The sequence below is a fragment of the Microbacterium daqui genome (assembly GCF_050408675.1).
In the GTDB taxonomy this organism is placed as follows: domain Bacteria; phylum Actinomycetota; class Actinomycetes; order Actinomycetales; family Microbacteriaceae; genus Microbacterium.
In genome coordinates this window covers 114809-136940 of the sequence record NZ_JBNTKF010000004.1, presented here as the reverse complement: position 1 = coordinate 136940, position 22132 = coordinate 114809, and the positions used below count along the sequence as shown (strand labels likewise).

The following is a 22132-nucleotide window of genomic DNA, read 5'->3' as shown; positions in this document are numbered from 1 at the left end:
CTACGGGGTTGCGGTGCCGATGAGCACGCCGCGGGCGAGCGCGTGGAAGTGGCGGTTCTGACCCGTTCTTCGCGCAGCTCGCGCACGCCGTTCAAGAGCGGGCGCAGAGCGAGGGCATGCTCGTGCTGATTGCCTCCGCGACCGATGATCCCGAGCAAGCGACCCGCGTGCTGCAGAGCGTCGTGCGTCGTCGCCTCGATGGCCTGGTCGTTGTCATTCCGGAACAGACCGACGTTTCGTATTTGCGACAGGAGATTGGCGGCGGCACCCCGATCGTGCTCGTCGACCGGCCGATGCCGGGCGTTGTAGCTGACGAAGTGATCGCCGACACGAGCGATGGGCCGCGGGCTCGGGAGCATGGCGACCCTGATCGACGTCGATGCGATCGTGATTGGTGGCGGCTTCTCACACGTCGCCGCCGACTACCTCGATCGGGTACGAGCGGTGATCCGCGACACCAGCGTGCTGGCATATGCCCGCGATGTTGCGGTCATGGTTCCGTCCCTCGGCGACGAAGGCGCGATCATGGGCGCCGCCGCACTGGCACTCGGGCATGACGCGAGAATTTTCGCCGCCACCCCCGCATAGAATTGGGGGCATGACCGCGTTCTCGTCGCCCGCCCTGGAAGCTGACCGCCAGATGCTCATTGAGCTCATCAAGAGTGAGGCCGTCTTCCACGGCGACTTCACCCTGTCGAGCGGCAAGAAGGCGTCGTACTACGTTGACATGCGTCGCCTGACGCTTGACCACCGTGCTGCTCCCGCGATTGGCCGCCTGACGGCGGAGCTCGCAAGCGAGTTTGACGGTGTCGTCGCCGTTGGAGGTCTGACGCTGGGTGCCGACCCGATCGCGAACGCCGTGATGCACGCGTCGGCTGGCACCGACAAGCCGCTCGACGCATTCGTCGTTCGTAAGGAGCCGAAAGACCACGGCCGCGGTCGCCAGATCGAGGGTGCCGAGGTTGAGGGCAAGCGTGTCATCGTTGTCGAAGACACGTCGACGACCGGTCAGTCGGCGCTCAAGGCCGTTGAGGTGTTGCGCGCTGCTGGTGCCGAGGTTGTTGCCGTCATCGTTATCGTTGACCGCAAGACCGGTGCACAGGCCGCGATTGAAGACGCGGGCCTGCAGTGGCGTGCCGCGATCGACCTCGACGACCTGGGTCTCGCACCCCAGTAATTCATGGTTTTGGGAAGCGCCGGTGGGGAAACCTGCCGGCGCTTACTTGTTCTTCTTTTCGTCGTTGCGGTTACGGATGTACTGCCACACGAAAACGACCAGGGTCGACGCCACAATGACGGTCGAAACCAGGAACAGAATGTCACGTTCACTCATGGGTGTTTTCCTTCGGCAGCGGTTTGAACGACGGCCGCGATGCGCTTGGTCACATTTTGACCATATAGTCACAGCCCAACCCCCGCAATCAAAATGACGCTCCGTGGTTCCGCGGTTCGTGCTTCGTGGTTCCGTCCCCATCCGCGGTCGCGAGAGCCGTACTCTGTCGTGGGGGCCGTGCTTTTTGGGCCATTTTTTATGGGTTTCGCTACAAACTACGGGTTTCAGGACAGTGGGTCGCGCAAAGTCACCCGGTGGGCGAGCGGAACCAGGGCATACGCACGCGAGCACGGTGACGGAGAGGCGCAGAAACCGGATAGGGTTGCCACGTGGTTGGTTCCCGGGATTCGTGGGATGCGCGTGCGCTCCCGAGTCTTGCTGGGCGCACCTATTTGGTCACCGGAGCAACCTCGGGCCTCGGATTCTTCTCGGCCGAACAGCTCGCTTCGGCGGGTGCGCACGTCATTTTGAGCGGCCGCGACGTCAACAAGTTGACCGCGGCTCGCGCTGCCATCGGGCGTCGTGTTCCTGGGGCTTCGCTGGAATCGATGATCATCGACGTCACGAAGCGTTCGGTGGTGCGATCGGCTGCCGCGAGCCTGTCATCGCACGACCGCCTTGATGGTGTCATTCTGAACGCCGGCATCGTGCACCCGCCACGCAAGCGCGAAGAGGTCGACGGCCACGAGATCGTGCTCACGACAAACGTGCTCGGTCACTTCGCTCTCGCCGCTGGCCTGTTGCCGACGCTCGCGAAGGCGGGCCGCGATTTCGGCACCGGCCGCATGGTGTGGCTCGGATCCATCTCGACGGCATCGTGGAAGACCACCAAAATCGACCCCGAGCTCAAAGATAACTACAGCGGCGCGCGCGCCTACGTGCAGTCGAAGTTCATGGCGCAGGTACTCGCGGCCGAAGCACAGCGCCGCTGCGATGAAGCAGATGTCGCCGTCACCAACGTCATCGCTCACCCCGGTTATTCGCTGAGCGGCCGCACCGATGCCGTTGCTGGCGTCAACGAAGTGCGCCGCAGCAAGCGATTCTTCGCGAACCTGCAGGCACCCGTCAGCCAATCGAAAGAGGCTGGGGCGGCATCTCAGGTACGCGCGCTCATCGACCCGCAAGTGCAGGGCGGCGACCTTGTCGGCCCCGCGCGCACCTTCACCGGACCACCCCGCGTCTACCCCGCGGCCAAGTCGACGACGCTCACCGTGCATTCGCGCTTGCCTGAAGTTGGGCGCGAAGTGTGGGCGTTCTGCGAAGAAGCGACGCGCACCACCTGGCCGTTTGAGGCCGCCCAGTCGCCCCGCGACTAATCTGTTTCACCCTGTTTGAAAGGTCTCTTGTGAGCACCATTCCCGTCATCGTTGACTGCGACCCCGGCCACGACGACGTCGTTGCGCTGTGGCTGGCGCTCGGCAACCCGACCATCGACGTTCGCGGCGTCACCACGGTCGGCGGCAATGTTCCGCTGCCCCTCACCACGATGAACGCGCGCGTCGCCCTCACCGTCGCTGGTGTCAATGACGTGCCGATCGCCGCCGGCGCTTCCGGTCCGCTTGAGCGCGAACTCGAAACTGCGGAGTGGATCCACGGCGAAAACGGCCTCGGCGGCCCCGAACTCCCGACACCAACGATGACCCTCGATGAGCGCAGCGCTCAGCAGCTCATGGTCGACGTGATTGAGGCGTCGACCGAACCCATCGCCATCGTCGCGACCGGGCCGATCACGAACGTCGCGATCCTGCTGCGCGACCGCCCCGACCTCATGTCACGCATTCGCGAAGTGGTGTGGATGGGCGGCTCGACCGAGCGCGGCAACGCCACCCCGTACGCCGAGTTCAACGCCCTCGTCGACCCTGAAGCTCTCGCGCTCGTGCTCGAATCTGGCGTCAAGTTCACGATGGTCGGACTCAACGTCACCCACCAGGCACTCCTCACCGCCGAGGTGCGTGAGCGTATCATCGCGATCGGCAACAACACCAGCCGCTTCAGCGACGACCTGATGCGCTTCTTCTGCGACACTAACGAAACGGTCTACGGCATGCCCGATGGCCCCCTGCACGACCCGGTCGCCGTCGCCGTACTCGCCGCTCCCGAGACGGTCGAGGTTGTGCACGTGCGCCTCGATGTCGAAACGAAGGGCACGCACACGGCGGGCGCGACGAGCGTCGACCTGCACGGCGTGCTCGACCGTGAACCCAACGCGTACGTTGCCGTCGGCCTCGACGTCGACGGATTCTGGAACGCCGTCGTCGACGCCATCAAGACGCTCGACTAAGCCGTCGCGTGGGCGGAACCATCGGGATACGCCTGCGCCGCGCCGAGCGGAACCACGAGGGCTGCGCCCGAAACAGCGGGCCCGGTTGCGCGACCGGGCAGGCTCGACGCCTTACGCCGTAAGCCAGACGGAGCGTGCGGCGCCGGGCGGAACCATGCGGGTCGCGCCCTCGATAACGACTCCGGTCTCCGCGACGATCAGCGTGGTTCCGACGAGCAATCCGGCCTCTTCGATGGCACGCAGTAGATCCGGGTCGTGGTCACTCACGCGCAATACGTCGCCGGTGTGACCTACAGGCGCGTCGGCGAGCAACACGAACGGTGTGAACGCGACGACGAGGTTTTCATCAGGAATCGCGTCGCCGTGCGGGTCAAAGCGGGGGTGGCCGAGCTGGGCGTCAATCTTTGACAGCAGCCGGTCGCTCAGTGCGTGCTCGAGGATTTCAGCCTCGTCGTGCACTTCGTCCCACGAGTAGTCGAACGTCTTCACGAGCCACGTTTCGATGAGACGGTGACGGCGCACCATGGCAAGTGCGCGCTCGCGGCCGGCCTCGGTGAGCGTCACAGCGCCGTACGGAACGTGTGACACAAAACCCGCGGCCGCGAGCTTCTTCACCATTTCGGTGACGCTCGATGGCGCAATACCGAGCTTGCCCGCGAGCACCGAGGGCGTGATGGCTTCGTCTTGCCACTCCGTGTGGGCATAGACGGTCTTCAGATAGTCGTCGGCCGCAGGAGATCTCACCGCACCAGGCTACCCGCCCCTGCGCGATTGTCGCGTGAAGAGTTGCCCGAAACCCAACGTTTACTCCCGCACCCTGGTGGGCGCACCCTCGCAGTCGTAGCATGGGAGTCACGTGGGCGTTGTTTCCGCGCTCACCCGAGCGAAGGAGCGCGCCGTGATGGATATGACCGCGATGATGAAGTCCATGCCTATGGACAACACCATGATGGCCTCGATGGATATGACCGCCATGCAGGAGTGTATGGAGGCCTGTAACGCGTGCATGCAGGCATGCACGATGTGCGCCGGAACCATGGCAGGCATGAACGGCATGGGCATGTGCGTCTCGATGAGCACAATGTGCGCAGAGATGTGCCAGACCATGATGAAGATGATGATGCACCCCATGGCCATGTCGAACGACACCATGATGCCGATGCTTCACGCCACGATGGCGATGACAAAAGCGTGCATGGACTGCTGTAACGAGCACGCCGAGATGAGCGAAACCTGCCGCATGTGCGCGATGGCGTGCGAAGCCGCCATGAAGGCATGCGAAAAGATGATGGCGTCAATGGGTATGGGCTAACCCACACCGAGTCGTCAGCGCGCGACGTTAAAGCGCGTCTCGCCCGCAACGAAAACGTCGTAGCGAGTGTGCACCGAAACCGGCTCACCAACGCGCAGCGAAGAGGTGCGGTCAGCGTGGTTCCACAGCCGCGTGCTTTCGCCGTCGAGCGTTGCCACGATGATCCAGCCGTCCGATTCGACGGCCGTCACGAGTGCGTCGACCCAGCCGCTCGGCGTAGCCGTCGCGAGTCGCCACTGAATCGCGCTCAGCTGGTGGCCTGACCGGTCATGCACACACATCTCGCCCTGCTCGCAAGCGGTCGCAAGTGACTGCTGGAGGCGGGCGGTGGTGAGCATGGTGATCCTTTCAATCGGTGTCACAACGGTACGTCCGGGTTTCTGATTGCAGAAAAACGCCGTCACACGATGAAACAGAATGTTCCGGAACCAGTGGGCGGCGGAACCAGAGAAGGCAGCGGAACCAGCGGGGCGGCCCGGAGGCACGGCGGGGTGCGCACACCCCAGCGATTAGGCTGGATGGGTGAGTGAAGAAACCCCGGAGCGGTCAACCCACGGCGTCGGCCCCTGGCAGGGCGAGTGGCCCGAGGGCGACTGGTACGACCCCGAATTGCTCCGTGAGGGTGACACCCGCAACGTGATCGACCGGTATCGGTACTGGACGATGGAGGCCATCGTTGCCGACCTCGACACCCAGCGCCACGCCTTCCACGTCGCGATTGAAAACTGGCAGCACGACATGAACATCGGGTCGATCGTGCGCAGCGCCAACGCGTTTCTCGCCGACACCGTGCACATCATCGGTCGCCGCCGGTGGAACCGCCGCGGCGCGATGGTCACCGACCGCTACCAGCACGTCGTGCACCACGAAACTGTCGAGGCATTCGCGGCGTGGGCGGCCAGCGAAAACCTGCCGATTCTCGCGATCGACAACGTCGGTGACGCGAAGCCGGTGGACAAAGCCGAGCTACCCGAACGCTGCGTCATGCTCTTCGGACAAGAGGGGCCCGGGCTCTCACCCGAGGCGCTCGCCGCAGCCGGCGCCTTCATCGAAATCACGCAGTATGGTTCCACGCGCTCTATCAATGCGTCGGCAGCTGGCGCCATCGTCATGTACGAGTGGTGCCGCCGCTACGCGAAGTAACGCCCTGCTGAGCGCGGCCGCGCCGAGCGCGAAGCCTTAAACGGCGCCATCCTTCGAGAGCTGCGACACGTAGATGCCTTCGCCCTCACCTGTGATGCGCAACGTGATGGTTCCGCCGCCCGAGAACTTGACGCTCGTCGGCGTTGCCGTTTCGCACTCGACCGCGGTGGATTCAACGACGACCTCATCGTTGATCAGAACCTCGGCGGTGACCGCGCCATCTGACGCGCACGCGAACTGTGCGATCCAGCCGCCATCCGCGGCGTCATTCGACGTCGCGTCGACCGGTTCGCCCGGCGTGAGGTTGCCCTCCGAACGTAGCGTGACCGAAGCGCCGGTCGAGTTCTTCGGCAGAATCGTCTCGAACGTCGGCTCATCACCAGTGTCGGGCTGCTGCGTGAGTGTGACAGTCGGCTCGGGGCCGTCGGTGTCAGGCGTCTGCGCGGTGCTGCAACCGGAGAGCGTGAGCAAAGCCGCAATCGCAACGGCCGGAGTCGTCAACCACAATCGCTTCGTCATGTGACCAGAGTAGGCCGAACGGTTGATTCTGCACCCTAAATGTTGCTGTCAATCCACTCATCGGTACGAATGCGTGCGCCGAGGGTGACGAGGCGCGCGAGCATGTAGACGCCGAAGAAGCACACGGCGACCCACACCAACCCCCAGGAACCGGTCGGGTGCAGGGCTGCCACAAGCCACAGCGCGGGGAGAGTCGGAACCAGGTTGAGCAGGCCGACGATGGCCAGGTACTTGGCGTCGCCGGCTCCCATAAGCACGCCGTCGAGCACGAAGACCATGCCGCACACCGGTTGCGCGATCGCGAGCACGATGAGCGCGGGCAGGATGAGCGCCGCAACCTCAGCACTGCCGGTAAAGACGAAACCGATGACCCCGCTGAGCGCGGCAATGATGATGCCGACGATCACGCCAAACCACGCACCCCACGCCAGGGTGCGCCGCAGCACGAGGCGCGCCTGACGCGGATCATTCTTGCCGAGCGCGAGTCCGATGAGGGCCTGTGCCGCGATGGCGAGCGCGTCGAGGGCGAACGCCGCGGTGGAGAACATCGTGAACGCGATTTGCCAGCCGGCGAGTTCGTCCGTGCCGAGGGACGTGGCAACCGCGACGGTCAACAGCAGTGCGACCCGCAGACTCACGGTACGAAGTAAAAGCCACCCGCCACTGCGGGCGTTGCCGGCGACGCCTTCGCGCTGCGGGCGCAGACGCGCTTCGTGCTGGCGGGCCAAGCGGGTCACGATCAGCACGTAGGCGCCGACCATTCCCCACTGCGCGGCGACGGTTCCGGCCGCCGACCCACCGATGCCCCAATCGAGTACGTAAATAAAGACGTAGTTGAGCAGGGCGTTGGCCCCGAAGCCGATGCCGGCTATCCAGAGCGGCGTCATCGTGTTCTGGAGGCCGCGCAACAGACCGGTGGCGGCGAACACAATGAGCATCGCGGGCAGTCCGCCCATCGAGATGCCCAGATAGGTGGTGGCTTGCTCAGCGACGTCGGCTGGCGCATTGAAGAGGGACACGAACCAGGGGGCGGTGAGGTATCCGGCCGTTGCCAGAATCGCGCCGAGCCCGAGCGCCAACCACATGCCGTCGATACCAACCGAGACGGCCGAGCGCGTATCTCCGGCACCAAACTTTCGGGCGACGGCGGGTGTCGTGGAGTACGCCAAGAACACCATGAGCCCGACGATCGTCTGCAAAACGGCGCCCGCGATACCGAGACCGGCAAGCGGAACCGTGCCGAGATGACCGATCATGGCGGAGTCGAGCATGAGAAACAGCGGCTCGGCGATGAGAGCACCGAGAGCCGGAAGAGCGAGCCCCAGAATGTCGCGATTCAGGGTCGAGGGCGCTGTCACCCCTTCAGCCTATGGGTGTACCGAAAAAGAACCCCGAAACGTGGCTGTCGATGCGCGAGATCGGCATAGGGTGGGTGCATGAGTGCTGTCCAGCCTTCCGGCTTGAAAACCGAAGAATTCAACGAAGGAATCCGCCCGCAAGACGATCTGTACCGTCACGTCAACGGTGACTGGATCGCTCGCACTGACATTCCTGACGACAAGGCCCGGTGGGGCTCGTTCAATGAGCTGGCCGAGCAGGCTGAAAAGCACGTACACGAAATCATCGAAGAGATCGTCACCGCTGAGCCGGGCACTGACGCCCGCAAGGCCGGCGACATTTACGCCAGCTTCATGAACACCGACGCGATCGCCGCTCTCGGCACCGCGCCGTTGCAGCCGCTGCTTGACCGCGTGAACGCCATCACCGACGTGCCGAGCCTGCTCACCGTGCTCGGTGAGTTCGACCGCGAAGGTATCGCCAGCGTCATTGGCATGTTCGTCGAGCCCGACCCCGGCAACCCGGAGCGCTACGTTCCGTTCTTGCTGCAGGGCGGCATCACGCTTCCGGACGAGAGCTACTTCCGTCTCGACAACTTCGCCGAGCTGCGCGAGCAGTACGTCGCGCACATCGAGAAAATGCTGACACTCGGCGGCATCGACGACGCGGCCGCTCAAGCGCAACGCATTTTCGAGCTCGAGAAAGAACTCGCGTCGCACCACTGGGACAACGTGCGCAGCCGAGATTCGGTCGCGACCTACAACCTCCGCACGTGGGCTGAAATGCAGGAGACCATCGGCGTCGACATGACCCCGTGGCGTGAGGCGGTCACCCCGAACTCCCCGGCCGCTCTGGACGAGGTTGTGCTGTACCAGCCCTCCTTCTTTGAGGGGCTCGGAACCGTGCTGACGGCTGAGCGCGTCGCCGACTTCGTGTCATGGTTGCGTTTCAAGGTCGTGCACGCAGCCGCTCCGTACCTGACCGACGAGCTCGTTGACGCGAACTTCGCGTTCTACGGCACGGTGCTTTCGGGTGTTCCGGTCATTCGCGAGCGCTGGAAGCGCGGCGTCTCGCTGACCGAGGGCGCGATGGGGGAGGCGATCGGTAAGGTCTACGTTGACCGCCACTTCCCGCCCGCGGCGAAAGACGCGATGGACGACCTCGTCGCCAACGTCGTCGAGGCGTACCGCCAGAGCATCACGAAGCTCGACTGGATGGGCGACGAGACCCGCGAGCGTGCGCTCGACAAGCTCTCCAAGTTCACGCCCAAGATCGGTTACCCGGTGAAGTGGCGCGACTACTCGACGCTTGACGTGTCAGCAGATGACCTGCTCGGCAACGTGCGTGCATCGGCCGTGCACGAGCACGACCGCCAGTTCGCTCGAGTGGGCGAGCCGATTGACCGCGACGAATGGCTCATGACGCCGCAGACGGTCAACGCGTACTACAACCCGCTCATGAACGAAATCGTGTTCCCGGCGGCGATCCTGCAGTTCCCATTCTTCGATGCCGAGCGCGACGCCGCGGCGAACTACGGTGGCATCGCCGCCGTGATCGGCCACGAAATCGGGCACGGTTTTGACGACCAGGGTGCGACGTTCAACGGTGACGGCAAGCTCGAAGACTGGTGGACTGAAGCTGACAAGAAGGCTTTCCAAGAGCGCACTGCCTCCCTCATTGCGCAGTACGACGCCCTGGTTCCGGTCGGCCTCGACGCCTCGAACACCGTCAACGGTGCCCTCACGATCGGTGAGAACATCGGTGACCTCGGTGGCCTCGGCATCGCGCTGAAGGCGTACGAGCTGTCGCTCGGTGGCGCTGAGGCTCCCGTCATCGACGGCTACACCGGCGTGCAGCGACTGCTGCTGAGCTGGGCTCAGGTGTGGCAACAGAAGTCGCGCGAGGCTGAGACGATTCGCCTACTCACCATCGACCCGCACTCGCCGGCCGAATTCCGCTGCAACCAGATTGTGCGCAACATCGATGCGTTCTACGAGGCGTTCAACGTCACCGAATCCGACGAACTCTGGCTTGACGCCGACCAGCGCGTCACCATTTGGTGAGGTGACCCCGCGCACGCGACGTGAGCAGGCGGCGGCTCAAGCCGAGCTTCCGCCTGCCCGTCGTGGCGCGCGCCACCAGTCGACGCGCATTGACGCCTCGAAGCGCGGCTTCGCGACGACCTTGCGAGCGCTGGAACAGCTCGTCGGCACGGGCGCCCAAGTGTCGCTGCACGTGAGTGACCTCGATCGCGGCCACGTTGTGGTCTCGGGTGATGACTATGTGTCGCAGCCGATCGGTGGTCTCGGCGCGGTTGCGGTGCTGCTTGAAGTGGCCGTGCAGTTCGACGCCGGCACGCTCGACCCTGCTGAACTTATCGACCGCACCTGCGTGGTTCCGTCCCCCGTCGCAGGAATCTGGAACCACCTCGCTGCCACGAACTTCACCCTCGCGGACGTCGCGGTGCTGGCCGCCGCGACCGGTGATCCGGTGGCAACGAACGCCCTGCTCGCGCGCGTCGGAACCGACGCCGTGCGCGCGCGGCTCGAGAGCCTGGGCCTGACGCAGCTCGCGGTGCTCGACGGGTTCCGTGACAACCGCGGCCCCGATGACGCCCCGGATCTCGCGATCGGTTCAACGCGCGAAACCGCCGGACTCTTTGCCGCGCTCGTCAACAGCAAGGTCGTCGACCCGGCCGTCAGCGCGCAGGTTGCCGAGTGGTTGAGCCTGAACCAAGACCTCAGCCTCGTGGCATCGGCGACGGGCCTCGACCCGTTCGACCACGAAAACGACAAACACCGCATCTTGTTCATCAACAAGACTGGCCGCGCCGAAGGCGTGCGCGCTGAAGCTGGCGTGCTGGCTGGGCCGCGTGCTGGTGTCGCTTATGCCATCACGGTGTGCTTCGACGACCTATCGATCGCCCACCGCCTGCGCGTGCACGATGCCATGCGCACTTTCGGCGTCGAACTCATGGAATACGTGTTCTGAGGCGCCACGGCGCAACCGTCCCCGGATCCGCACCCCGTGGTTCCGCGTTCTGCGCTGGTTTTTTGCGCTGCGCACGCGCGAATGGCGTAAGACGGCCCGACGTCGCGAGAACCGTAAAGTGTCGCGAAAACCGTAAGAAGAGGCGCGAAAAGTACGGCGGTTTCAGTCGGTAAATATCGCCTCAAAAGTACGGGTTTCACGACAAAGTACGTGTTTCAGAGCAGCGGAACCTTGGGCTGGGTGATTGCGCGCGTCACGCGGGGCGCAGGGTGGGCATGGAGCGCGTCACACTCCGCCCCAGACCGGCGGGTGCCGCGTAGGGTGACAGCATGCTGCCGCCTGATGCCGTTCCTCACCGCCGTGACCGTGATCGCGAGGTCGTGGGGTGGATTGTGCCCGCCGGCGACTTGTGGCAGGGCATCGATGTGCTGGGGCGGCGAGTGGGTGAGCCCGCCGAGTGGCTCGAAGTCGAACAGTTGCTCGAAGACTGGGGTATCGCATTTCTCGCCGACCCGTGGACGCTCGAGCTTCCCGAGGGGCCGACGCGCGTGCGTCTCGTCGAGTTCACGCCCGACGGCATTGCGGTGAAAACTGAAGACTTTGGCGCGATTGATGCTCCGAGCACGCGGTACGACCTGCCGTGGCCGGCGCCCGCAACGCTGCGGCCCTCGCGGCCCGACGACCCCAATCCGTTCTTCGTCTAGCTATGCTGGCGGGCATGAGCAACGAAGCTCCGAGCGGCGTTGGCCGCAATGCCCAGTCTGCAATCTTCCGCGCCGGAATTGGCGGAACCGCACCCCTGGTTCCGGTCGACCCTTCCGTGCTCTTCGACGCCGCCCGACGCGCGCTGTCGAAAGAGGCCGCCGCGTACATCTTCGGCGGCGCCGGTGTCGAGCGCACGATGGCCGCCAACCGGGCCGCGTGCTGAGCGACCTTGACCAGGCCGCGCTTCGGCACGTCGGCAGGCACGATGAGACGGGGCGTCTGCGCGGGTAGACTTGGGGCATCGTGAGGCGCATTGACGCCTCTCAAAATCACCCCTTCACGACCATTGGAGCCACCATGGCCGAGCAGTCCCGTCTCGACAAAGTCATTGCCCTCGCCCGCCACCGCGGGTTCGTTTTTCAAGCGGGTGAGATTTACGGCGGTTCGCGTTCGGCGTGGGACTACGGCCCCCTCGGTACCGAGCTGAAGGAAAACATCCGTCGCCAGTGGTGGCAGACGTTCGTACGTGGCCGTGGCGACATGGTTGGCCTCGACTCGTCGATCATTCTGCCCAAGCGTGTGTGGGAAGCATCGGGTCACGTTGCGACGTTCTCCGACCCGCTCATCGAGTGCCTGCAGTGCCACAAGCGTCACCGTGAAGACCACCTCATTGAGGCCTTCGTTGCGAAGAAGGGTCGCCAGCCCGAAAACGGCCTGGCCGACATCGCGTGCCCCGATTGCGGTACCCGCGGCAAGTGGACCGAGCCCAAGGCCTTCTCCGGTCTCGTCAAGACGTACCTCGGTGTCGTCGACGACGAGTCGGGCCTGCACTACATGCGCCCCGAAACCGCGCAGGGTATTTTCGTGAACTTCACGAACGTGCTGACCGCGTCGCGCAAGAAGCCGCCATTCGGTATCGGCCAGGTCGGTAAGGCCTTCCGCAACGAGATCACCCCCGGAAACTTCATTTTCCGTACGCGTGAGTTCGAGCAGATGGAGATTGAGTTCTTCGTGCCGCCGGCCGAGGCGCAGGAATGGTTCGAGCACTGGGTACAGGCGTGCTGGGACTGGTTCATCGAGCTCGGTATCAACCCCGAGAACATGCGCCAGTTCGACGTGCCCGAAGATGAGCGCGCGCACTACTCCGCCGGAACCATCGACTTCGAATACCGCTTCGGCTTCCAGGGTTCGGAGTGGGGCGAGCTCATGGGTGTCGCTAACCGCACCGACTACGACCTGTCGAGCCACTCCGAAGCGTCGGGCCAGAGCCTCACGTACTTCGATCAGGCTTCGGGCGACCGCTACACGCCGTACGTCATCGAGCCGTCGTTTGGTCTGACCCGTTCGATGATGGCCTTTCTCGTTGACTCGTACGTTGAAGAAGAGGTTCCGAACGCCAAGGGTGGCGTTGATACCCGCACGGTTCTGAAGCTTGACCCGCGCCTCGCGCCGGTCAAGGTTGCCGTGCTGCCGCTGAGCCGCAACGAGAAGCTGTCGCCACTGGCTCGCCAGGTGGCCGACGGCCTCCGCGGCGTCTGGAACATCGACTTCGACGACGCCGGCGCCATCGGCCGTCGCTACCGTCGCCAAGACGAAATCGGTACCCCGTTCTGCGTCACCGTTGACTTCGAATCGCTCGAAGACAACGCCGTGACCGTGCGCGATCGCGACACCATGGAACAGCAGCGCATCGCGATCGACGACCTGCACGCCTTCCTCGCGGAGCGCCTCAGCGGCGCATAAGCGATCGTCGCTCACAGCGATTCAAAGCGAAACGGAACCTTCTCTCGCGCGCCGAGGGGAGGTTCCGTTCTTCGTGTGCGCGGGGTTCCGGACTCGGGCTGAATTCAAAGCGCATGTCGGAAGAATTCGCGGATGAGTCGCTAACGCGCGCCGCACCCCGCGTATACGCGTGTTCACAAACGCTCAACGAAATCGCGGCGGCAATACGAAGTCGTCCGATGACTGCAATAAACCTGGCAGAATAGACGCATGCGCTCGCCCCGTGTCACCCGCGTTGTTCGCGGCTCGATGGCGGGCGCTTTTGCGACCTTCATGGCGTTGATGTCGCACGTCGCCGCCGGCGGTGCCCTTCCCGGCTGGGTCGGCATCGTGGTTCCGCTCGTCCTGTCGATGCTGCTGTGCATGCTGCTCGCGGGCCGCAAACTCTCGGCCACGCGCACCCTGGTCGGCGTCGGCGTCAGCCAATTCTTCTTCCACACGCTGTTCATCCTCGGTGCGGCCTCCAGCGGCGCAACCGCCGGAACAGCCGGAACCATGGGCCACCACAATCACGGCGCCATGGTGATGACTGAGTGGGAAACAACGGCGACTCTCATCACTGCCGACACGACGATGTGGGGCTGGCACGCGCTCGCCGCGACCGTCACCGCTGTCGTGTTGTACCGCGCCGGACGCGCCGCCTTCTTGATGCGAGCGCTCGCCGCGGCAATCGCCGGCTGGTTCCGCCGCGTCATCGTCGCCCTCATCGGCATTCTTGTCGAACCCGCCCGCGCCACGCGCAGCGCGGTCGACACCACCGTTCTTCCGGCGCTCAGCCGGCTTTTCGTCGCGCGCGCTTGGCGTCGCGGCCCACCTGTCGCACGCGTGCTCTGACTCCCTCCGCTCCCGAGCGGAATACTTCGCCCCAACGCGCCTTGAGCGTGGGGTTTCAACGCGCAGCCTGATGCTTCGGGCACGGGCGCGCAGATGGGTCACATCATGCGTATTGCACGTATTTCGAGCGCGGTGGCACTTGCCGCGCTCCTGGTTCTTATGCCGACAACGGCCGCGCTCGCACACGAAGAACTAATCTCGAGCACCCCGTCGGCGGGGCAAGAACTCGAGACCGCCCCCGAAACCATCATGCTGACGTTTTCGGCAGAAGTGATGACGATGGGCGCGGCGATCATTGTGGTCGACGCCGACGGCACCGACTGGGTTCTTGACGAACCGGTCGTCGACTACAGCGAGGTCACCGCGGTGCTCGACGCGAGCATGCCGGACGGCGGGTACGAAGCGCGCTGGCGTGTCGTATCTAGCGACGGCCATCCGATCAGCGGCATCATCCCGTTCACGGTTGGTGACGCCGAGCCGCTGGTGCGCGAGAGCGCAGCACCGATGGCGACGGAACCATCGGCTACGGAACCAGGAACAGCGAAGGAACAAGAGCAGGGCACGACAGAAAACGGGGGAGTGCCACGCGCGCTCCTCATCGGTGGAGCCGCGGCCGTCATCGCGGCCGCCGGTTTCACGATCTTCTCTGTTGCTCGTCGCCGCGCACGCCGCGGCGACTCCGAGACGACCGACGCGTGACATCGCGTCTCACAACGAAAGGCCTTTGCTATGACCATCAAGAACATCACCACCACCCGTTTCGCACGTCTCGGCGCGATTGTCGCCGTCGGTGCGCTCGCCCTCACCGGCTGCACCGTCGTCGCCAATGAGCCCGGCATGGAGCCGAGCACGACGGCCGCGGCATCCGTTGCCGGTGACGCCGTCGTGGTTCACGACGCCTGGATCAAGGCGGTCGAATCCGGCATGACCGGTGCGTTTGGCGAGCTGGAAAACACCGGAACCAGCGACGTCACCGTGGTGTCGGTAGCGACCGAAATCTCGCACCTGGTTGAGCTGCACGAAACGGTTGAAACCGAAACCGGCGAAATGAAAATGCGCCAGGTCGAGGGCGGCTTCGACATTGCGGCTGGCGACACCCTGTTGCTCGAGCCCGGTGCGAACCACATCATGCTGATGGACATTGAGTCGCCCCTCGTCGCGGGCAACGTCGTCACGTTCACCGTCACGTTCTCCGATGATTCAACGCTCGAGTTCGACGCTCCCGTGAAGGACTACACCGGAGCGAACGAGACGTACGACGACCTCGGCCACGAGGGCATGGATCACGAGGGTGCCGACCACGAGGGCATGGATCACTAATGACAACAACCGATCTGGGCGCGCGTAAACCTGGATCGACCCGGCGACAGTTCCTCCTCGGAGGCGCTGTCGCCGGCGTCGCGGCGGCCGCAGCCATCGGCATCGACTACGCGCTGAACTCCTCGACTACGCCCGCAGCAAGCCCTGAGCCCACGACCGAACCCGCCATCCACGGCGGTGAGACCGTGGCGTTTCACGGGAACCATCAGGCCGGTATCGCAACCGACGCGCAAGCGCACGGTACGTTCATCGGCCTCGACCTCAAACCCGAGGTCGATCGCGACGGCTTGCGCCGCCTGATGCGCATCCTCACCGATGACGCCGCGCGTCTCACCGCGGGTGAGCCCGCCTTGGCCGACTCCGAACCCGAAATGGCGGCCACTCCGGCACGTCTTACCGTCACCTTCGGATTCGGGCCCGGATTTGTCACCCGAGCCGGTGGTTCCGGCATCTCTCAACTCCCCGCCTTCGGCATCGACCGACTGCAACCCGAGTTCAGTGAGGGTGACCTGCTCATACAAATCGCCGGTGATGACCCGACCACGGTCGCCCATGCCGCGCGTATGCTGCTGAAAGACACGCGCAGCTTTGCAACGGTGCGGTGGACGCAACACGGGTTCCGTCGCGCGTACGGCACCGAGGCTCCCGGCACCACGATGCGCAATCTGTTCGGGCAGGTCGACGGCACGTCGAATCCGCGCCCCGGCACTGCCGACTTCGACACCGTGGTGTGGCGCACCGACGGTTGGCTGGCCGGCGGAACCACGATGGTGATCCGTCGGATTCGCATGGATCTGGACGGGTGGGATCGCGTCGATCGCGTCGGCCGCGATCAGTCGGTCGGCCGAAAGCTGAGCAACGGAGCGCCGTTGACTGGCGTGAACGAGCACGATGAGCCCGACTTCGAGGCGAAGAACGCGATCGGTTTTCCGGTGATTCCGGAGTACTCGCACATGCGGCGCTCGCGCACGGACAACCCGACCGAGCGCATGTTCCGCCGCGCATACAACTACGACGTGCCGCCGGGGGGGGAGGAGATCTCCAATTCGGGGCTCATCTTCGCCGCGTTCCAGGCCGACGTCGACACCCAGTACGTGCCGATTCAGCGCCGGCTCGATGAGCTCGACATGCTCAACGAGTGGACCGTACCGATCGGGTCATCGGTATTCGCGATTCCGCCGGGCTGCCAGCCCGGCGGCTACATCGGCGAGACGCTGCTCGGCTGACGAACGCCCCTCGTTCGTCGATCGCGGGGCGAGCGGAGCGAGACGAAACGTGCTGTCCCGGCCTGCGTGCCTGCGGTGCGTTTCGTCTCGGGCGCTGCGCGCTCTCTCGGATCTGTACTCGCGCCACCCACGGTTCCGCTTAGCCGGTTTGATTCGTACTCAGTGCGTTGCGCACGACCCAACAGCGTTACGCACGAGCAGCCCGCGCAAAAGAGGCTATTTCCCGGCGTTTCGGCCACTATTGGCCATCTCGCCGTGCGTAACCATGTGCCGCTCGTGCATGACGCCGTGGAACGCGCGTTCCCGTGCGATGCGGTGCGGAACCATGGGTGCGCAACCGGGGAGTGCGGAACCATGGGTGCGTAGCCATGGGGTCCGTTTCGAACCGGGTGGGTGCACGCCTGGGGTGCTTTTTGTCTCGCGCACTGCGCGTCTGTGCCTAACGACCGGAGGTAGCGGCGACGGCTTGGCCGGCTACATAACCCGTCGTCCAGCAGATCTGCAAGGAGTAGCCGCCGGAAGGGCGGTTTATGTCGAGCAGATCGCCGACGACATACAGGTTCTCGATCAGGTTTGACCGCATGGTTTTCGTGTCGATCTCGCGGAGATCGACACCGCCATCGGCCACCACTGCGCGGTCAAACCCCATCAGGTTGGTGATCGTTAACCGAATGCCCTTCACGAGTTTGACGAGCTTCTTTCGGTCGTCCTTGCGCAGGCTGTGGACTTTCAATTCCATATCGAGGTCGGGCAACAGCGTGTTCGGCACGTGCCAGACGCCGTTGGGCAGCCACTCCTTGAGCACGGTCTTCAGGGCCTTGTTCTTGTGGAGCTCCAGCAACGCCGTGAGCTCTCGATCGCATGCGCCTTCGTCGAGGTGCGGGAAGAGGTCGATCTCGGCCGTCACCGTGCCTGCTTCCAGCAGTTCGCCCACCTGGGCTGCGCTGTTCAGGATGGTCGGGCCGGAGAGGCCAAAGTGGGTGAACAAGATCCGCCCTTGCGTCTTGAACTGACGCTTGCCATCGAGCAAGAAGGTGACGCGACCCTCGACAGTCTTACCGCCGAGTTTCGCCACCCATTTCTCTTTCGTGGCCAACGGCACGATGCCGGGGCTCGGCTGCCGCACCGTGTGGCCCAGCGACTTCAGCCACCCGAAGCCGGCGCCCGTCGAGCCAGTTTCGGGCCGCGACAGCCCACCTGTGGCCAGAATGTACGAGTCAGCTCGAAACTCGCCGCGCTTCGTGCTGACGGACGCGATCCGGTCGCCCTTGCGGTTGAGTGACGTCACTCCGCAGTCGAAGACGACCTCAACCTGACCGCGCTTGAGTGCCTGAGACAGAACAGCCGTGACATCACTGGCGTTTTGGCTCACCGGAAACGCTCGGTTGCGCGCCTCAACGTGCAGGGGCAACTCTCGGCCTTCGAAGAACTCGAACGTGTCGCCCACGGCAAACTGCGAAAACGGACTGTGCAGAAACTTCGCCGCCTTGCCGTAGTGGCCCAGGAGAGCGTGCGTGTTGTACTCGGCATTGGTGATGTTGCACCGACCGCCGCCACTGATGTTGAGCTTCTTGCCCAACGAACGGTTCTTTTCCAGCAGTAACACCTTCTTGCCCGCGTCTGCTGCTGTGGCCGCCGCCATCATTCCGGCGGGCCCGCCACCGACAACGAGGACGTCGTAGTGGTCAGTGGGTGAGTCGGCCGCGGGGAAGTTCATAACTCTATGGTGCCGTGAAGTTGGCGAAGAGCGTGATTCGGAAGGGATGGGTGAGGCCGCGGACTACGATGGGGAGGGACGACCGGAGGTTTAATTGTCTGTCACCGCTGAAGCGATTTCCCATGCCGAAGACCTTGCCGACTTTGTTGCGGCATCGCCGTCGAGCTACCACGCTGCCGAAGAGGTAGCCCGCCGACTCGAAGCCGATGGCTTCACCCGCCTGACTGAAGAAGACGCCTGGCCTGACCAGCGGGGCGGCCGCTTTGTCATCGTTCGCGATGGCGCGGCGATTGCGTGGGCCGTTCCCGCCAACGCCACCCCCGCGACAGCCACCCGCGTGTTCGGCGCACACACCGATTCGCCCGGCTTCAAGCTCAAGCCGAAGCCCACCACCGGTGCGCACGGCTGGCTGCAGGCTGGCGTTGAGATTTACGGTGGCCCGCTGCTGGCCTCGTGGCTTGACCGCGAATTGCGTCTCGCTGGTCGCCTCGCAATGAAAGACGGCTCTGTCCTTCTCGCCGCCACCGGCCTGCTACTGCGCCTGCCGCAACTCGCGATCCACTTAAACCGTGAAGCGAACGACCACCTCGCCCTCGAAAAGCAGGTCGAAACCCAGCCTGTGTGGGGCCTCGGCAACCCGGCTGACGCCGACCTGCTCGCTGAACTCGCTGACGCCGCAGGCGTCGACCCGGCCGACATTCGCGGCTTCGACGCCGTCGTCGCCGACAGCGCCCGCGGCCAGGTCTTCGGCAAAGACAACGCGTTCTTCGCCAGCGGTCGCCTCGACGACCTCGCTTCGGTGCACGCCGGTGTCGTTGCTCTCGGCAACGCTGCGCGCGGCGGCTTCGACGGTGATCACATCGCTGTTCTTGCCGCTTTCGACCACGAAGAAATTGGTTCCGCTTCGCGCTCCGGTGCGGCCGGTCCGATTCTCGAAGACGTTCTCGTGCGCATTTACGCTTCGCTCGGTGCCGATGACGCACAGCGTCGCCAGGCCTTCGTGTCGTCGTGGTGCCTGTCGAGCGACGTCGGCCACTCGGTGCACCCGAACTACGCAGGCAAGCACGATCCGGTCGTGAAGCCGCTGCTTGGTTCCGGCCCGATCCTCAAGATCAACGCCAACCAGCGCTACGCAACCGACGCCGTGGGCGCTGCCGCGTGGATCAACTGGTGCGAAAAGGTTGAGGTGACGCAGCAGGAGTTCGTGTCGAACAACTCGGTGCCGTGCGGCTCGACGATCGGCCCGATCACCGCGACTCGCCTGGGCTTGCGCACCGTCGACGTCGGTATTCCGATTTTGTCGATGCACTCGGCGCGCGAGCTCGCCGGCGTGAGTGACCTCTACGACCTGTCGAAGGTCGCGGGAGCGTTCTTCACCGACTAAAAAGACCAGGTAAACGGGGCGTGTGCTCTCCTGACGGGGGAGTGTGCGCCCCGTTTTGCATGCTCCGGAACCAAGATCACATTTTTATATATTTGAGAAATAAGCCGCGCGGGATGTTTCACGCTTGTGAGTGCAGTGCCATGATGAGCCTCAGAACTATTCCGCATTGAAGCCGATGGAGGCATCGTGTCTAGTCAGAGCAGTGACGGCATTCTCACCGGGTCGACCCTGATCGAACGCAACGGTATTGAGATCATCCCCGAGTCGGAGCGCACAGCAAAGCCCTCCGACCTGTTCTGGCCGTGGTTCGCGGCCAACGTTTCGGTGTTCGGCATGTCGTGGGGTGCGTTCGTGCTCGGGTTTGGCATCTCGTTCTGGCAGGCCACGATCGTCTCGATCGTCGGCATTGTCATTTCGTTCGTGCTGTGCGGGTTCATTGCGATCGCCGGCAAGCGCGGGTCGGCCCCGACCATGGTGCTGTCGCGTGCGGCGTTCGGTGTTGCGGGCCAGAAGGTTCCCGGCATCATGAGCTGGATCGTGTCGATTGGTTGGGAGACGTTCCTCGCGATTCTCGCGGTGCTCGCGACCTCCACCGTGCTCACCCAACTTGGCGTCGCAAATGAGTCGAATGACACATTTATCAAGATTCTCGCGACCGTCATCGTGGCCGCACTCATCGTGACCGCTTCGGTGCTGGGCTACCACACCATCATGAAGCTGCAGGCGGTGCTCACGTGGGTGACCGGTATCGTCACCGTGATCTACATTTTCCTCACCGTCGGCCACATCGATTTCGCCGCGGTCATGGCCGTGCCCGCCGGCAGTATGACCGCCGTTATCGGTGCGCTCGTCATGGTGATGACTGGTTTCGGCCTCGGCTGGATCAACATTGCCGCCGACTGGTCGCGCTACCAGCGCCGCGACGCAAAAGACTCCAGCATTGTGTTCTGGAACACCATTGGTGGTTCCGTCGCCAACGTCATCCTGGTGACCTTCGGTCTGCTGCTTGCCGCGTCCGACCCAGACCTCAGTGAGGCGATCGCCGCCGACCCGGTCGGCGCGCTCGCCACGATCCTGCCGATTTGGGCACTCATCCCGTTCTTGCTGACCGCCATTCTCGCGCTCGTGTCGGGGGCCGTGCTCGGCATCTACTCGTCGGGCCTCACGCTACTGAGCCTCGGCATCAAGATCGCTCGCCCGAAGGCCGCGGCGATCGACGGCCTCATCCTGACGGCCGGAACCATCTATGTTGTGTTCTTCGCGGAAAGCTTCCTTGCGCCGTTCCAGTCGTTCCTGATCACCCTCGGCGTTCCACTTGCCGCATGGGCGGGCATTCTGATCGCCGACATCTTCAGCCGCCGCGCGGTGTACGACGAGGATGCGCTGTTCGACAAGAAGGGCATCTACGGTGCGTGGGATTGGATCTCGGTCGGAACCCTGATCGGCGCGACCATTGTTGGTTGGGGCTTTGTGATCAACGGGTACGCGGAGGAGGCTCCGTGGAACAACTGGCAGGGCTACCTGCTGGGTCTCGTTGGTGGCAAGGACGGCGAATGGGCGTGGGCTAACCTCGGTGTGCTGTTCGCGCTTGTCATCGGATTCGTCGTGACGTTGATCTTCCGTCGCGGAACGATCCGCCGACAGGAGCAGTCATGACGCTGCAGGTTGATCACGACGCTTGGCTCGTCGTGATCGACCCGCAGGTCATTTTTGCGGCCCCAGATTCTGACTGGGCATCGCCGTTCTTCGACGACGCGTTCGAGAACATCCGCGCCCTCGCTGAGGTGTTTGGTGAGCGCGTCATCGTGACGCGCTGGTTGCCAACGGCTGATCGCGACACATCGTGGGGTGAGTACTTCGCCGCCTGGCCATTCGCCGACCAGCCCGCCGACGACCATCTCTTCGAGCTGGTTCCGCAAGCCGCTGGCCTCAGCGTCTTGCCCACCGTCCACTTGCCGACGTTCGGCAAGTGGAGCGAAGCGCTCACCGACATCACCGGACCCGCGCCGAAGCTTGTCGTGACGGGTGTTTCGACCGACTGTTGCGTGCTCTCGACCGTGCTGCCCGCCGCTGATGCGGGCGCGTGGGTCACCGTTGCAACCGATGCGTGTGCGGGGTCGACGGCTGAGAACCACGCGGCCGCCGTGCACGTCATGGGGCTGTATCCGCCGCAGATTACCCTCGCGACGACCGCAGAGATTCTCGCGGCCTCTTCTCACTAAGTTTCTGCCCGTCAGTTCGTAGACT

General features: G+C 64.1%; 23 protein-coding genes and 1 pseudogene. 19 read left to right on the top strand and 5 right to left on the bottom strand.

Features of this window, described 5'->3' with window-relative positions; genetic code table 11:
- Positions 1-68: 68 nt before the first annotated feature.
- From ACQUSY_RS04185 to ACQUSY_RS04165, 5 genes and pseudogenes are all read left to right on the top strand, one after another.
- Positions 69-281, top strand: a pseudogene (locus ACQUSY_RS04185) (LacI family transcriptional regulator); the annotation flags it as partial.
- A 55-nt stretch (positions 282-336) separates the two neighbouring features.
- A complete protein-coding gene (locus tag ACQUSY_RS04180) occupies positions 337-588 on the top strand; it encodes an ROK family protein (RefSeq protein WP_428903253.1) in 252 nt (83 codons plus the stop codon).
- Between the two features lie 10 nt (positions 589-598).
- On the top strand, positions 599-1177 hold the full coding sequence (pyrE, locus tag ACQUSY_RS04175; protein WP_428903252.1) for an orotate phosphoribosyltransferase: 579 nt from the start codon (positions 599-601) through the stop codon (positions 1175-1177).
- A 485-nt stretch (positions 1178-1662) separates the two neighbouring features.
- Complete coding sequence (locus ACQUSY_RS04170) at positions 1663-2649, top strand: SDR family NAD(P)-dependent oxidoreductase (protein WP_428903251.1); 987 nt, start codon at positions 1663-1665, stop codon at positions 2647-2649.
- 29 nt (positions 2650-2678) lie between these two features.
- Complete coding sequence (locus ACQUSY_RS04165) at positions 2679-3614, top strand: nucleoside hydrolase (protein ID WP_428903250.1); 936 nt, start codon at positions 2679-2681, stop codon at positions 3612-3614.
- Between the two features lie 111 nt (positions 3615-3725).
- Here the strand turns inward: ACQUSY_RS04165 and ACQUSY_RS04160 are convergent, their stop codons facing one another.
- Positions 3726-4358: a metal-dependent transcriptional regulator gene (locus tag ACQUSY_RS04160; RefSeq protein WP_428903249.1), complete on the bottom strand. Its 633-nt coding sequence runs from the start codon at positions 4356-4358 to the stop codon at positions 3726-3728.
- A gap of 157 nt (positions 4359-4515) precedes the next feature.
- Between ACQUSY_RS04160 and ACQUSY_RS04155 the strand changes: the two genes are divergently transcribed.
- The gene (locus ACQUSY_RS04155; RefSeq protein WP_489685720.1) at positions 4516-4926 is read left to right on the top strand and encodes a four-helix bundle copper-binding protein; all 411 of its coding nucleotides are present in this window, start codon (positions 4516-4518) and stop codon (positions 4924-4926) included.
- Positions 4927-4940: 14 nt separating this feature from the next.
- On the opposite strand, the gene ACQUSY_RS04150 is transcribed toward ACQUSY_RS04155, so the two are convergent.
- Positions 4941-5264: a hypothetical protein gene (locus ACQUSY_RS04150; RefSeq protein WP_428903247.1), complete on the bottom strand. Its 324-nt coding sequence runs from the start codon at positions 5262-5264 to the stop codon at positions 4941-4943.
- A gap of 184 nt (positions 5265-5448) precedes the next feature.
- Between ACQUSY_RS04150 and ACQUSY_RS04145 the strand changes: the two genes are divergently transcribed.
- Entirely contained in the window at positions 5449-6069 is a 621-nt protein-coding gene (locus ACQUSY_RS04145; RefSeq protein ID WP_428903246.1) for a TrmH family RNA methyltransferase, read from the top strand.
- Positions 6070-6105: 36 nt separating this feature from the next.
- On the opposite strand, the gene ACQUSY_RS04140 is transcribed toward ACQUSY_RS04145, so the two are convergent.
- Together ACQUSY_RS04140 and ACQUSY_RS04135 are read right to left on the bottom strand one after the other, a co-directional pair.
- Positions 6106-6588 carry a hypothetical protein gene (locus tag ACQUSY_RS04140; RefSeq protein WP_428903245.1) on the bottom strand — a complete coding sequence of 161 codons (483 nt, stop codon included), beginning with the start codon at positions 6586-6588 and terminating at the stop codon, positions 6106-6108.
- A 35-nt stretch (positions 6589-6623) separates the two neighbouring features.
- Positions 6624-7946, bottom strand: a complete 1323-nt coding sequence (locus tag ACQUSY_RS04135; protein ID WP_428903244.1) for an MATE family efflux transporter — start codon at positions 7944-7946, stop codon at positions 6624-6626.
- A gap of 78 nt (positions 7947-8024) precedes the next feature.
- Here ACQUSY_RS04135 and ACQUSY_RS04130 point away from each other — a divergent pair, with 78 nt between their 5' ends.
- The 9 genes from ACQUSY_RS04130 to ACQUSY_RS04090 all read left to right on the top strand — a co-directional run bounded on the left by ACQUSY_RS04130 (position 8025) and on the right by ACQUSY_RS04090 (position 16784).
- Positions 8025-9989, top strand: coding sequence for a M13 family metallopeptidase (locus tag ACQUSY_RS04130; RefSeq protein ID WP_428903243.1), 1965 nt, complete (start codon positions 8025-8027; stop codon positions 9987-9989).
- 1 nt (position 9990) lies between these two features.
- A complete protein-coding gene (locus tag ACQUSY_RS04125; protein WP_428903242.1) occupies positions 9991-10917 on the top strand; it encodes a serine hydrolase in 927 nt (308 codons plus the stop codon).
- Between the two features lie 329 nt (positions 10918-11246).
- Positions 11247-11621 (top strand): hypothetical protein, encoded by a 375-nt coding sequence (locus tag ACQUSY_RS04120; RefSeq protein WP_428903241.1) that lies wholly within the window; start codon positions 11247-11249, stop codon positions 11619-11621.
- Between the two features lie 14 nt (positions 11622-11635).
- Positions 11636-11845, top strand: coding sequence for a hypothetical protein (locus tag ACQUSY_RS04115; protein WP_428903240.1), 210 nt, complete (start codon positions 11636-11638; stop codon positions 11843-11845).
- A 134-nt stretch (positions 11846-11979) separates the two neighbouring features.
- Entirely contained in the window at positions 11980-13365 is a 1386-nt protein-coding gene (locus ACQUSY_RS04110) for a glycine--tRNA ligase (RefSeq protein WP_428903239.1), read from the top strand.
- Between the two features lie 249 nt (positions 13366-13614).
- A complete protein-coding gene (locus ACQUSY_RS04105; RefSeq protein WP_428903238.1) occupies positions 13615-14238 on the top strand; it encodes a hypothetical protein in 624 nt (207 codons plus the stop codon).
- Between the two features lie 105 nt (positions 14239-14343).
- Positions 14344-14937: a copper resistance CopC family protein gene (locus ACQUSY_RS04100; protein ID WP_428903237.1), complete on the top strand. Its 594-nt coding sequence runs from the start codon at positions 14344-14346 to the stop codon at positions 14935-14937.
- A gap of 30 nt (positions 14938-14967) precedes the next feature.
- Positions 14968-15558 carry a copper chaperone PCu(A)C gene (locus ACQUSY_RS04095; protein ID WP_428903236.1) on the top strand — a complete coding sequence of 197 codons (591 nt, stop codon included), beginning with the start codon at positions 14968-14970 and terminating at the stop codon, positions 15556-15558.
- The gene (locus ACQUSY_RS04090) at positions 15558-16784 is read left to right on the top strand and encodes a Dyp-type peroxidase (RefSeq protein ID WP_428903235.1); all 1227 of its coding nucleotides are present in this window, start codon (positions 15558-15560) and stop codon (positions 16782-16784) included. Before ACQUSY_RS04095 ends, ACQUSY_RS04090 begins: the two co-directional genes overlap by 1 nt.
- A gap of 439 nt (positions 16785-17223) precedes the next feature.
- On the opposite strand, the gene ACQUSY_RS04085 is transcribed toward ACQUSY_RS04090, so the two are convergent.
- On the bottom strand, positions 17224-18501 hold the full coding sequence (locus ACQUSY_RS04085) for a BaiN/RdsA family NAD(P)/FAD-dependent oxidoreductase (protein WP_428903234.1): 1278 nt from the start codon (positions 18499-18501) through the stop codon (positions 17224-17226).
- A gap of 94 nt (positions 18502-18595) precedes the next feature.
- Between ACQUSY_RS04085 and ACQUSY_RS04080 the strand changes: the two genes are divergently transcribed.
- The 3 genes from ACQUSY_RS04080 (at position 18596) to ACQUSY_RS04070 (ending at position 22107) form a co-directional block, all read left to right on the top strand.
- Positions 18596-19885, top strand: coding sequence for a M18 family aminopeptidase (locus ACQUSY_RS04080; protein WP_428903233.1), 1290 nt, complete (start codon positions 18596-18598; stop codon positions 19883-19885).
- A 183-nt stretch (positions 19886-20068) separates the two neighbouring features.
- Complete coding sequence (locus tag ACQUSY_RS04075; RefSeq protein ID WP_428903300.1) at positions 20069-21541, top strand: purine-cytosine permease family protein; 1473 nt, start codon at positions 20069-20071, stop codon at positions 21539-21541.
- A complete protein-coding gene (locus tag ACQUSY_RS04070; RefSeq protein WP_428903232.1) occupies positions 21538-22107 on the top strand; it encodes a cysteine hydrolase family protein in 570 nt (189 codons plus the stop codon). The genes ACQUSY_RS04075 and ACQUSY_RS04070 overlap by 4 nt, the downstream gene beginning before the upstream one ends.
- The last annotated feature ends 25 nt before the right edge of the window (positions 22108-22132 follow it).

Bases quoted from the DNA above. Each gene is read 5' to 3' on its own strand.
- ACQUSY_RS04180 (WP_428903253.1), top strand. From the start codon at position 337: ATGGGCCGCGGGCTCGGGAGCATGGCGACCCTGATCGACGTCGATGCG.
- pyrE (WP_428903252.1), top strand. From the start codon at position 599: ATGACCGCGTTCTCGTCGCCCGCCCTGGAAGCTGACCGCCAGATGCTC.
- ACQUSY_RS04155 (WP_489685720.1), top strand. From the start codon at position 4,516: ATGGATATGACCGCGATGATGAAGTCCATGCCTATGGACAACACCATG.
- ACQUSY_RS04150 (WP_428903247.1), bottom strand. From the start codon at position 5,264: ATGCTCACCACCGCCCGCCTCCAGCAGTCACTTGCGACCGCTTGCGAG.
- ACQUSY_RS04140 (WP_428903245.1), bottom strand. From the start codon at position 6,588: ATGACGAAGCGATTGTGGTTGACGACTCCGGCCGTTGCGATTGCGGCT.
- ACQUSY_RS04130 (WP_428903243.1), top strand. From the start codon at position 8,025: ATGAGTGCTGTCCAGCCTTCCGGCTTGAAAACCGAAGAATTCAACGAA.
- ACQUSY_RS04120 (WP_428903241.1), top strand. From the start codon at position 11,247: ATGCTGCCGCCTGATGCCGTTCCTCACCGCCGTGACCGTGATCGCGAG.
- ACQUSY_RS04115 (WP_428903240.1), top strand. From the start codon at position 11,636: ATGAGCAACGAAGCTCCGAGCGGCGTTGGCCGCAATGCCCAGTCTGCA.
- ACQUSY_RS04110 (WP_428903239.1), top strand. From the start codon at position 11,980: ATGGCCGAGCAGTCCCGTCTCGACAAAGTCATTGCCCTCGCCCGCCAC.
- ACQUSY_RS04105 (WP_428903238.1), top strand. From the start codon at position 13,615: ATGCGCTCGCCCCGTGTCACCCGCGTTGTTCGCGGCTCGATGGCGGGC.
- ACQUSY_RS04100 (WP_428903237.1), top strand. From the start codon at position 14,344: ATGCGTATTGCACGTATTTCGAGCGCGGTGGCACTTGCCGCGCTCCTG.
- ACQUSY_RS04095 (WP_428903236.1), top strand. From the start codon at position 14,968: ATGACCATCAAGAACATCACCACCACCCGTTTCGCACGTCTCGGCGCG.
- ACQUSY_RS04090 (WP_428903235.1), top strand. From the start codon at position 15,558: ATGACAACAACCGATCTGGGCGCGCGTAAACCTGGATCGACCCGGCGA.
- ACQUSY_RS04085 (WP_428903234.1), bottom strand. From the start codon at position 18,501: ATGAACTTCCCCGCGGCCGACTCACCCACTGACCACTACGACGTCCTC.
- ACQUSY_RS04070 (WP_428903232.1), top strand. From the start codon at position 21,538: ATGACGCTGCAGGTTGATCACGACGCTTGGCTCGTCGTGATCGACCCG.